General features: G+C 40.9%; 10 protein-coding genes. All 10 read right to left on the bottom strand.

Annotated features, from left to right (window positions below; translation table 11 throughout):
* Positions 1 to 92: 92 nt before the first annotated feature.
* The 10 genes from RO22_RS12035 to RO22_RS11990 all read right to left on the bottom strand — a co-directional run bounded on the left by RO22_RS12035 (position 93) and on the right by RO22_RS11990 (position 12232).
* A complete protein-coding gene (locus tag RO22_RS12035) occupies positions 93 to 851 on the bottom strand; it encodes a DUF3750 domain-containing protein (protein ID WP_009286560.1) in 759 nt (252 codons plus the stop codon).
* A 238-nt stretch (positions 852 to 1089) separates the two neighbouring features.
* Entirely contained in the window at positions 1090 to 2037 is a 948-nt protein-coding gene (locus RO22_RS12030; RefSeq protein WP_009286559.1) for a glycosyltransferase, read from the bottom strand.
* On the bottom strand, positions 2038 to 4086 hold the full coding sequence (locus tag RO22_RS12025) for an acyltransferase family protein (protein ID WP_041158423.1): 2049 nt from the start codon (positions 4084 to 4086) through the stop codon (positions 2038 to 2040). It lies immediately after the preceding gene.
* 297 nt (positions 4087 to 4383) lie between these two features.
* The gene (locus RO22_RS12020; protein ID WP_041158422.1) at positions 4384 to 5031 is read right to left on the bottom strand and encodes an AAA family ATPase; all 648 of its coding nucleotides are present in this window, start codon (positions 5029 to 5031) and stop codon (positions 4384 to 4386) included.
* A 196-nt stretch (positions 5032 to 5227) separates the two neighbouring features.
* Positions 5228 to 6154: a glycosyltransferase family A protein gene (locus tag RO22_RS23870; protein WP_052475619.1), complete on the bottom strand. Its 927-nt coding sequence runs from the start codon at positions 6152 to 6154 to the stop codon at positions 5228 to 5230.
* A 44-nt stretch (positions 6155 to 6198) separates the two neighbouring features.
* Complete coding sequence (locus tag RO22_RS12010) at positions 6199 to 7158, bottom strand: glycosyltransferase family 2 protein (RefSeq protein ID WP_152419231.1); 960 nt, start codon at positions 7156 to 7158, stop codon at positions 6199 to 6201.
* Positions 7159 to 7420: 262 nt separating this feature from the next.
* A complete protein-coding gene (locus RO22_RS12005; protein WP_027959262.1) occupies positions 7421 to 8239 on the bottom strand; it encodes a glycosyltransferase family 2 protein in 819 nt (272 codons plus the stop codon).
* 147 nt (positions 8240 to 8386) lie between these two features.
* Positions 8387 to 9289 carry a phosphoribosyltransferase gene (locus tag RO22_RS12000; RefSeq protein ID WP_009286553.1) on the bottom strand — a complete coding sequence of 301 codons (903 nt, stop codon included), beginning with the start codon at positions 9287 to 9289 and terminating at the stop codon, positions 8387 to 8389.
* Positions 9290 to 9506: 217 nt separating this feature from the next.
* Positions 9507 to 10715, bottom strand: a complete 1209-nt coding sequence (locus RO22_RS11995) for a glycosyltransferase family 4 protein (RefSeq protein WP_041158421.1) — start codon at positions 10713 to 10715, stop codon at positions 9507 to 9509.
* A gap of 158 nt (positions 10716 to 10873) precedes the next feature.
* Positions 10874 to 12232, bottom strand: coding sequence for a UDP-glucose dehydrogenase family protein (locus tag RO22_RS11990; protein WP_027959259.1), 1359 nt, complete (start codon positions 12230 to 12232; stop codon positions 10874 to 10876).
* Between the last annotated feature and the right edge of the window lie 27 nt (positions 12233 to 12259).

The raw sequence follows: 12259 nt of genomic DNA, 5'->3' as shown, positions 1-12259 counted from the left end.
TAATGTCAGCAACGCAGCTTGGTGTCATCAGCGCCCAGTAGTTACTAGTTTAATAAAAAGTATCTGCAAACACAGTTTTTTACTCTTATTGATCAACCTTCTGTTACCTTGACGGGCATCCCCAACCGCCCGATGCCCGGCAATTTCAAAGCGGGTCGCATAACATCGATACCAAAGCTCAAGCCCAGGAGGTTAAGTTCAATGCCCTCCTCAAGCGCCAACATAATGCCAACCACCCCACCCAAAGACAGCTGGTAACCGCTGCCACTGGGCGCAGCAGCAAAAACGCCATTGAAAATATAATCCTTACCAATAGCAGTTACCGGGAGCGTCACCTCAAAGCCTGGCACTTCGCGTATAACCCAGGCAATAAAGCTATTGCTGTTCGGGCCAGGCCACACTCGATAAAGCTCAGCTTGTGGGTAGTCAGCGGCGGCGGCCTCTATCTGCGGTATTATCTGTGCAGCCGCCTCGCCGCGATAGTCAGCCAACAGTGTAGGAGGACTGCCAAACCAGGCTCGATCAGGCGTGTCGATTGAAGACACCACCGTGGGACGCCGCCAGCTCAACACCTGATGCAGTCGGTAACTATCGGCGTTTTCAGTCTTGGTCGCAATCCAGATATGCTCGCCAAACGCTCCGCGCCAGTTATAAGCCCGGGCTGAATATACCTGAACGACGGCTTCAGCGTTCACCGCTGGATCAGGCGCTATGCCAGCAGATGACCGATCCAGCGACGACCAATGCCCATCGGTCGCCACCTGATTACTCGCCAATAGCCAAACAGGCCCCGCTAACAGCAACGCTAACAGCGCCACTAGACTATGAAGCCAACGCATTAGCATTTTCATCGCATTATCCGTAATTGGAGATTATCTGCTTATTACCGCGATAGCTCAATGGGTGCAAGTATAGATTCCAACGACTCCATGTGCTCTATAGAGTATGATCAACAGTACAGTAAGCTACTTTTCAGGCACCACTTGAAAAATTAAAGAAAAATTTATACCAAAAAAAACCCTCCAATATTTATGGAGGGTTTATATTTTATGAACCTGATACAGAGTCAACAACATTTCATTTTATTGATCAAGATCTCTCGGGCTTTGCAATACCTATTAGCAAGGCTAACTTATAAGTAGTTGAGTAAATCTTAAAGTAATAACACAACAAATATGCCAAAAACTTTCTAGAAAATGAGAGTCCTTTTCTACCAAAAATATTTAACTGTCTTCGTGGAGGAAAATAGCCTTTAAGAAGAATTAAAAAAAAGGTATTTTTAGAAGCATTATTTTTATTGCATACTTCCCCACCGATCACCCTTTTGCGTTTTTTTAGCATAGCTTTCATATCGGCACGAGCAGGATGATTTACAATAACGTCTGGAGCATACTCAATAGATATACCTTTATCTTTTGCTCGCCAGCCCCACTCATTATCGCCTCCTGACATTAATGTATCGTTAAAAAGCCCAACCGTCTCAAAGTGTTTCGCCAATGTAATCATATTGGCAGTTGCTGCTCCTCCAGTCTGAGCATATTTTTCCTGATCAAAGGCAAAAGCCTTCTCATAAATTTCGACTAGGGTGAGCTTATCAGACTTAAAAAAAAGCTCTATTTTACCTGCTATTCGCTCTACACCTTTATCAAAATGGTTAACAGCAGCTTCCAACCAGTAAGGATCCGGAATACAATCAGAATCAGTAAAAGCAATAATTTCACCTTTCGCCAATTTTAAAGCTGCATTTCTTGCAGCATATGATCCCGGCTTTCCCTCTTTAATGATACAGAAATTGTGAGGCAAAGAGAAATCAACAGGTGGTGTATCTTCTGGTGCATTATTTACGATAATAACTTCAAAATCATCCTGGGGAAATGTTTGGTTTTTCAAAGCATTAACACACAGCTTCAATCGAGCCCAATCATGATAAGTAGGCACAATTACTGAAGCTCTTGGGCTGCGAACCTTCGTAACCCCACCTGCATCCTCTATCGCACTTTTACATTTCACCGCTTTTTCAAATTCATAAATGGACATTTAGTTGCTCTCCCCGTAATTATTAAAAACCTGAAAAATTGACGTCTGATGCTCAAGCGAAGCTTTCAGGCTTGGGGTGATATATTCCAGATAATTTCGTGTCAGGTGGTGGGTATCAGACCACATCAATCTTTCATCAAAATATGCCGGACATAATCCCTCAACACAAATTAATTCGGTAAAGTCTATTGAGATAAACAGAGGTATTTCACCTACATACGCATCTGCAGGATTAACAGATAGCAACACCTCTTCAATAGGTCGAGCACATAGGCTTGCCTCATGACGGTTCTTCCAAACGCAATAGCTTGGATCACTTTCAAACCAAGGGTTATCTCTTATACCCATTACAGGAATACCTAAAGCAGATATTTCCTTCCATTTTTCCACATGTCCAGAAGGAACAAACTCAACAGGATTCCCTACTACTAATCTATTCTCACGGGGACGATTCGACCTCGTCGAGTTTGTTATAACAAGATCAGGGGACAGGTCACTTAAATAATCAACGATATTTTCATTCCATAACTTACAAGTATCATTACCTTCCACAATTTCATAGCCAAGGGAACAAGAATTCTTTATGATACTTACCACTTTAAATCCATATTCATTCCCTAGACTCGAGAAAAAAGGTTCCCACTGACCTATATGCGACCCGCCTACGAGTGCGACTACAATTCCTGAAGAGGTATCTCCAAAATCACAAGATGAAATTTTGGACTCTGTAATGACCGTAGCACAACCATTATCTCTGTCCATGGTCTCGCCTAAGTCATTAGAAATGGCGGTAACATACCAATAGTTCAAATTGGAAGCATCGTCTTGTATAGAAATCTCATCGCCCTCGAATGCAGATCTTTTAAAATCAACTTTTACATCATGCAGATTTTCAATATAGTATTTAGCACCCAACCCAAGCGTAACCGAAGGAATGAAAAATGAAAAACCTGCAATATAGGAGATCCAAACCCTAGACTTGGGTATTTTCCTAAAAGGCTTTTCAATCAACCAGGTCGTAATAATAGCCAGCAAAACTCCTAATACAACAATGGTCATACCTTTTACAACGCCTAAGTTTGTTGTTTCATAATAGTGCTGAAAAAAAACCAATATCGGCCAGTGCCAAAGGTAAATGGTAAAAGACATGGCACCCAACATGACAAGATATCGATTTGACAATAACCTATTCACCAGTGTACGTTTTTCAGATTCGTTTCCTGAAATGATGATAAAAGCAGCTGAAACAACAGGAAATAGCGCGACATATCCAGGGAAATTCCAGTCGCTAGGAAATGCTATACCGATGCTAAAGAGAATAAAAATACCTAGAAAAGAGATGATTGATGCCGTTTTTTTATTCAACTTAATATAAGGGATAAATATAGCAACCAAGGCACCGGCTAGAAACTCCCAGACTCTTCCTAAAGGATTAAAATAGGCTGTGTTAGGAGTAAAATGCGTAGAGACCAACGAGTAAACAAAAGAAATAAAAAAAACTATAGAAACTCCCAACATTAAAGGTATCAATGATTTCATTTTGTTTGAAATATACAATAGTGGCCCAATAAGCAAAGGGAGAAAGGCATAGAATTGCACTTGAATTGATAGTGCCCAATACTGTTGAAAAGGGCTTGCTGGATCTCCAATTTGTAAGTAATCAACCTCTCTTCTTATTAGCAATAAGTTTTCTAAATGTCCTGCGCTAAAAATAAATTCATGTATTGTAGCCACCCAGTAAACAGGTGGTACGAAAAAATAACTGAGAATAAAAGTCGTTAAGAGTACAACATAAGCGGATGGAGCCACCCGTTTAATAATTCCTCCCCAAAAATGAAAGGGCTTTATATTACCATCCCTTGCATACTGACGAAGCAACATTCCGGTCATTAGAAAACCAGATACAACGAAAAATACATCGACACCTCCAGATACCTTCTGAAACCAGATATGGAAAACAAGCACCAGTATCGCGCCGATGGCACGAACTCCTTGAATATCCTTACGATACTTGTTATCGAGAGTATAAACATCAAACGTTTTGTTCACTTCTATCCTCCTTAATAAATAGCAAAAACATTCAACACATCTACCCACAGATGCCCTTGAGGGCCTCCAGAGGAGAGTTTAAAGTCTGCGTAAAGGAGTTTTCGGCAAAAATAGATAATTTTCTTACTCATCAACGGGTATTTTCTAGAAAAACCAACCTCGAGTTAAATCAATTAGCTCCTAAGTAATCATTCATTAGTATTTTGATAAAATCATCTATGTGTTTCGTATTCGCTTGCTCACCATCTTCAGCATTAACCGTTAACACTGGTACTCCTCTTTTCTCAAATTCCCCGATCACTTTCTTTCTTTTTTTTGAGCTTTTCTACAATATTCAGCAATTTCATATTCATGTTTATTTTTATAATATGGCAACAGGTTACCAGTCTTCCTATAACGCTTAAGAATGCGCTCCGCTATAATTTCTGGCCGAGCGGTCATATGCACAATAACCCTTTTTTCCATCAGCTTACTAAATAAAGCTTTATCCTTTCCCCAATTATCACTAATTTCATATTTTAAGTGGTGAAAAAGGCCTTCGTCTATTAGCAAGACAGTCGGGATTTTTTTATCTTCAACATATTTATCTATTGCTCTTGGAGTAATAGCGTACTGGGAATACTTAAACCTTGATTTTTTATTCTCCAAACTTATTAACTTGTAATCTAAAATTCTTTTATAAGCACTATCGATGTTCGTATTACGTTGTAGTCTGGCAATCCACAATCTTGCACGAATCAAACCTTTAATTAACCTCTTTTCTTCCATATAATCTATCAGAGTACTCTTTCCTACCCCTGGACACCCTACAACTTCTATAAAAAGTGATTTATTTGCGTTCTCTATCTGATAATCAAAGACACCTTTCACAAAAAAATGTGCCTTATACTCAAAAGTACGCAGTCGACCTAACCAGTTTTTTGCGATGAATTCTAATTGTGTCATGGCTAATCACCTAATAAGGAAGATCTTGCATAGATTTATTATTATTCGCTGAGATATGCTGACGTCAGACAGGATAGTTAGTGTTAGCGACACAACAGTTCCCGCGAATCCTCTGAGAATTGCGCCGTTATTTAGATAGTTTACTTTATCACTTTAATTTCGAAAAAATCTCTGCAATAAAAAGAAGATACGATTTTTAACCACTTAGCACACGATCCCGTAATCTACAGTAATATGGCTGAGGTATTATTAGAGTCGCCAAAGTCATCCACTGGCGGGGCCGCATACTAAATAGTATTAATGAGCATATATCTTTCTTAATTGACCTTCCAACTATCTTTTTTTCAACCGCCCATGACAATATTTTACGATTAATGGCGGCATTTAGATAATGTTTTTCAAGCCACGATAGGTCAACTTCACATTCACTCTTTAAGTCTAAGCAAGGATGAATTTGAATCATATTATTTTTGTCGCTTACCACGCCACTATTATGAAGCAACCACATGCTCGTAACGGTGGGATCATAGTGAACCATTTTAAGACTGCATATAACTTTTAACCAAAAATAAACATCCCCAGCACGTCGGTATCGATCAACAGGAAAACCACCAAGGGCCATGAATGTATTTTTATGTATGCAAGCGCCGTTCATGTGAATGAAATCAGAACGTGAGAACGCTGCTAAAGCTTCCTGTCGACTCATGACTCCATTTTTTAAAGGTTCACTTCTCGGAATTACTATATTTCCTTCCATCTTCCGAAATGCATTTACAAAAAGATTAACAGATGGGTTTTCGGAAATAGCATTAGCAAACCTTGAAAGGTGGTCATACACAAGCAGGTCGTCGGCATCAAAAAAAACCAACCATTCAGCTGTTGCCTGCTGTGCTCCATAATTGCGTGCTGCGTAGCCGCCTGGGCCAGGCTTATCTCGCTGGAACAGTCGCAGCTTACCCTTGCGTTCCTCTTGTAATAAAATCTGGAGAGACCCATCTGTAGAGGCATCATCAACGACAATGATTTCAAAATTCTTAAAGGTCTGATTATAAAGACACGAGAGAGAGTCCAACAAAGTTGAAGCCTTGTTATGAACAGGCACTATGACAGAAAACTTATACATAAACTCACCTCGTCTTAAGCTATTAGCCAACTTTAGCCAAAAAACTATAAACTTTCACATTTATAAATTCTCAATGGAAGACATTGACTTTTAACCGGTGAATCAATGTATTCAATTTCAGGTGAAAACAAAAAACCTTCAACCAACCCAGCTGTTACAATACCAGCTTTTTTTAACTGTCTTCTTCGTAATAATTTTAATATCATATATAAATCTAAGCACATAATTTTTACTACGACATGAGCTGGACGATATTTTTTTGTGACAAATATTCTATTTCTTATTAAGTACTTATAATACTTAAGGCGCACCTCACTATTTTCAGAAATAATATTTAGCACTCCTTTCTCCTGCCGTAAATGCATCACTTTGCTGGCACCCACAACAAACCCGGGAACATCTTCCGTTATTCTTAATGTATATTCAGTATCCTCGCCCCATATGAACATATCGGAAATAGGCAAACCATACCTGTCAATGGTACCGCGGGGAACAAGAATAGATACAAAAGTTGCTCGATCAACGGAGACAACACCATATTGAGCAAATTTTGGCCAATCTTTATATCCAATATGATTAATTTTTTTGTTGATAGAAGGTGAATTAGTTACATAACCATTTTCTGTAAAAGCAGTAGAGATCAGGTAGGCTCTGTCAATACCATTTTCATCCAAGGTATTATCTGCTTCAATTAATCTTTGCAAGGCAAACGGCTCCGGAATGACATCATCGTCCATCATCCAGATATAATCAGCTCCTTCCTTATATGCGAGACGAAACCCAGCATTGAATCCACCTGCAGCACCTACATTCTGCGACAGCAAATACACTTTTAGATTCGGATAGTCCAATTCACTTAGCATTTCTTGTGTATTATCATCGCTAGCATTATCGACCACAATCACCTGGTCACAAATGCATGTTTGTGAATAAATGGCAGCTAAACATAGCTGTAGCAAATCCTGCCGATTGTAGGTGAGTATCACCGCGATCACCTTGCTCATAGTGTCCCCTGCATAATCATGCCCTTGAAAACTCAATACAGCGTTTAATTATTGGCTAACATATACATGCGATTAATACGGCAGCACCTGACCTTAGTTGCCATTTTAATATAATAAACATTTTTGTTTGGCATAAAGAGAAGCCTGGAATTTCGTGCATTCGTAAAATGCAAATGGAGAACATACACACTTTATGTCGCTAATTATTTAGGATTATGCTATTCCAGGCGCGATCCCTAAAGCATATCAAAGATGAGCATCATTATAATTTCCAAAGGCTCACCCTTTTCAAGCGACGCCGGATGCTTCTTGGAATGTTATTATAAAAAAATTTAACAAAAGCAATTGGAAAATAGTAGAAAGGAGCTTTAAGCTGTCGTAATTTTTTTAGACTAATTTTCAATGAATTAAATGTATAACTCAATCGATTTCCGACTTCAAAGCTCTGTCCTTCGTGAAGTCGTTTAACTGTTAGCGGTAAATCCACTTGGTAAAATATAAAACCTTTTCTCAGAGCGCGTACCCACAGGTCTATATCGACCTGTCTAAACAATGCTTCATCGTACCCTCCAACCTCATCAAAAAATCGTCGAGAGAACAATATAGAGCTATGATTTATTGGATTGTTAACATAAAAACTATCACACCCCATTGGTGTGACGGAGAATCCTCTACTAATAACTAACTCCCCTTCCCCTTCTCCATAAACGATCTGGCTAGCTGTTACGACAAGCTCCACATTTGGAAATAGGCTTATAGTGGCGACCTGCTGCGCCAATTTTTCGGGTAGCCATTGGTCGTCTGCGTCGATATTGGCCAGCCACGGATAACGAGTATGATTGACAGCAATGTTAAGCGCCCGCGCACGACCAACACCTTGCGTATCCACTAACTGAACCTGGACAGGGGCCATGTGACGTAACTTCTTGAGCACTTCCCAGGTATCATCGTCTGACCCATCGTTGACCACAACAACTTCTTTAGGTAGATAGGTTTGAGAAAAAACGGAAGAAAGACTTGATTCCAGGTATTTGGATCCATTTTTCACAGTCATAATGACAGAAATATCAATCTGATTCATTAGGCCACCTCCATGGCATCAGACAAGCTGATGATGATAACTTTTTCTATTAATAATAATTATCACTAACAAACAGTAAAAACTCACTAGCATATTAACTACAGAACTAACAATTTATTTAGCCTGAAAATAATTTATATCTCTTTTCTATCGGCGAAATTTCATATTGACTACTTTCCATATCAATAATTTTATTTTATTCTTGGCAAAACGAGCCCCAAGCTGATCTTCAGGATTATATATACGGCTATCACTAAAACAGAAAACAGGCTTACCTGCTTCTCGACAAATTAGTTTTGCTTGATAAGAATTAAACTCGACAAACAAGTCCGCCGTGGATGCAACAAAAGTCTCAACCTTGAATTTCACCTGCGAATCAATAGTCATGACATTCTTATTATTTTTCTTCATAACGAGATTACGATACGAAACCCCGTTATCCATCAGTAAAGCTTCTACCTTATGTCGGTTTGACTCACTCTGAGACGTAACGATTGTATCGATATCTCTTGAAGGAAGGTAACGAAAGCGTGTAGTACCTGTATCATCACAAAGTTCGTTTTCTGACATCATCCCCTCAAGACAAATACAAGACCTACTCATTACATTATGATGAAATATATTCCATTCAAAAGCTCTTGGATGGGGAAGAAATTCAAGAATAATATCTACATCACTTCTGATTGGCTTGCCTGAGTAAATAGCCAGTGTCGATGCACGTGCTGCTAACCAATCGGGGAGCGCGTTAATTTCGTTTCTTATTGAACCTCCGGTCATTATACTGTCGTCTACAATAAGAACTTTTTGTGCCTCCCAGGGAGAGTTCAAATCTTTTCTCACGCATCTCGTAAGCCCTTTTTTCAATGGATAATTATTAACCCAGGATGAAATATCCGTACAATTTATATTTAGTGCAAGTGCAATCATGTAGGCGGGAACCATACCACTTCTTGGTACCCCGACGACTAAGTCCCAGTCACCAGAAAATTTTTCAAAATTCTTTGTAATATCCCTGCCGAGATCACCATATGACTTGAACTGAATCTGCATTAAGTTTTCTCCGACAACTCGCTCAATATTTTCAGCAACAGCTATCTACCACCCATTTAGCTGATACAGATAGATATATGGTGACCACCAATCGAAATACCTATTGCATCAGTGATGCCGCAGCTATTAAATTAGATAAAATCAGGAAATTAGTATCGAGGCTGTTAGTACTTTTGCAGGGTATAATGTAGATAACACGCAGCACTACGCTACAATTTTATTTAGCAGTAATAGTATCAAATGGTTTTTGCACCCTATTACGAAGCTCTGGTTTTCCTATACCCATTGCTTCAAGCATAACGGCATTGACTTTATGCACATCGTATTTATCTTTAGCAATCTCGTGGGAGCGCTGTCCCATGGTTTTAACTAAAGCTGGTCTGTCAATAAAGTGTTGCATGGCTTTAACAAGCGCATCGACATTTTTTACAGGTATCAAGTAGCCGTTATCGCCATTAGTGACGGTTTCTCGACATCCAGGTGCATCGGTAGTGATGACCGCTCGCCCCATAGACATGGCTTCCAGAATTGAGCGCGGCGTGCCTTCTCGGTAATAACTAGGCAGTACAAAAACGCTACTCTCGGCAAGTGCCAGGCGCACATCATTCAGCCAACCCAAGTGTTCAAGCGATCCCTCTCCCACCCAAGTATCCAGCTCTTGTTGCGAAATCGTATCGGGGTTGCTGTCGATATCACCAGCCAGTTGAAATACTACCTCAGGGTGCTGCTGCTTGATTCGCCTAGCTGCCTCAGCGTACTGGCGGACACCTTTGTCTGCCAACAAGCGAGCAACCAATAAAAAACGTGGCGGCCCATCAGGTAAAGGGGCTGTAGCAAAATGCGCCATATCGACCCCTGACCCATTGAGCACTTGGGAAGGTACGCGATCGCGTAGTATTCCCAAATCACGAAATAAGCTTTCATCATCGGGGTTCTGGAAAAAAACCTTATCCACCTTATTCAAAGCTGCCGAATACAGTCTACGCACCAGATGGAAAACCAGAGCGCGCTTACCGCGTGCCTCTCCGGCAAAGGCATATCCCAGGCCAGTGATCAATGCATAACGTTGAGGAACCTTCGTCAGCCAAGCCGCCAACATCCCATACACCACCGGCTTGATGGTATATGCCAGAACGACATCGGGTCGTATATTACGCATCAACAAGTAAAGTGCTTTTAGCGTCAAAAAATCATACCACGGGTTAAGGCCTGTTCGTTGCATGGGGATATCGTGAACAAATACTCCCCAAGCCTCTAACTGGCGGCATGTCCTTGGATCATCATGTAACCCTGGTGATGCCGCATGTACTTCTAATCCTGCACTAATCAGGCTTTGTACGAGCGGCCCCCGAAAATTGACTAAGGAATAGCTTGAGCCCGACACTAGCAGAAAGCGACGTTTTGGTTTATTAAGCTTAGAGTTCATGCTGCCTCCTCAACGAACACCAGATAGTAAAAAAATTACCAGCTAAAAACATATAAATTCGAAAATATAAACGCCTACTTATAATAAAGACCCATGCATAACATAAATGCATCCTTAAAGTAATGAATATAAACAAAACCATGTGATACATGGAATATTTAATTAGAAGCTAGATATGAAGATTCTAATGGGCTGGGCCTACCTACTGAATAATAAGTAAATCCTTTCGCCCTCATTCGGCGCGGCTCATAAATATTACGCCCATCAAAGATAGTGGGTTCAGTTAATTTCTCTTTAATAAGATCAAAATCAGGTGCACGGAAGTTCTGCCACTCCGTGACGATAATCAAGGCGTCAGTATTCTTTAAAGCTGCTTCTTTGGTTCCACAAAGGATTAAGTGATCATGACTCCCGTAGAGACGCTGAGCTTCTTCCATGGCTTCCGGATCATAAGCCTGCACCTTGGCACCAGCTGCCCAAAGTGCCTCCATTAGTACCCTGCTGGGGGCATCGCGCATATCATCAGTGTTGGGCTTGAATGAAAGCCCCCAAATGGCGAAGGTCTTACCCTTTAATTCAGCATGGAAGTGCTGGCTTATCTTATTGAATAGCGTGTTTTTTTGCTCTTTATTACGCGACTCCACTGCTTTGAGTAATTTGGCGTCAAAATCAATGGTATTCGAGACGTGGATAAGAGCCTGCAGATCTTTAGGAAAGCACGAACCGCCATAGCCCACACCGGGATAAATGAAGTCGTAACCAATGCGTGGATCCGAGCCTATTCCTTTACGCACCGCCTCAATATCGGCACCCAGACGCTCAGCCAGGTTTGCCATTTCGTTCATAAAACTGATTTTGGTAGCCAACATGCAATTAGCTGCATACTTGGTCAGTTCGGCACTTTTTACATCCATCACGATGATCTTGTCGTGATTACGATTGAAGGGGGCGTATAGCTCGCGCATGACTTCAATCGTGGCATCGCACTCTGTGCCGATAATAATACGATCAGGCTTTTGGCAGTCTACGACCGCACTACCTTCTTTTAAAAACTCAGGATTAGACACCACGTCAAACGCGATATCATTGCGTCCGCGCCTTTCCAGCACTTTTTCCACCTCGTCACGCACTTTGTCAGCACTACCTACAGGTACGGTGGATTTGTTAATGATAATTTGGTTCTGCTCCATATGTTCGGCAATGGTGGCAGCCACAGTGAGAACGTACTTGAGATCAGCACTACCGTCTTCGTCCGGTGGAGTTCCCACAGCAATAAACTGCACTTGGCCATGGTTGACTCCCGTGGCCGCATCGGTAGAAAACTCAAGGCGCCCAGCGGCGTAGTTCTCTTTTACTAAAGATTCTAGACCAGGTTCATAAATAGGGATGTTGCCCTGCCTAAGTTGTTCGACCTTATGATCATCTAGATCGATGCAAACAACATGATGGCCAACTTCAGCCAGAATAGTTCCTTGAACCAGGCCTACGTAACCCGTGCCGAAAACTGTAACGTTCATTGGATTTCCTAACTGGAGAGTAAAGTG

The sequence above is a fragment of the Halomonas sp. KHS3 genome (assembly GCF_000830495.1).
GTDB lineage: Bacteria > Pseudomonadota > Gammaproteobacteria > Pseudomonadales > Halomonadaceae > Vreelandella > Vreelandella titanicae.
This window is presented reverse-complemented; position numbering and strand designations above follow the sequence as displayed.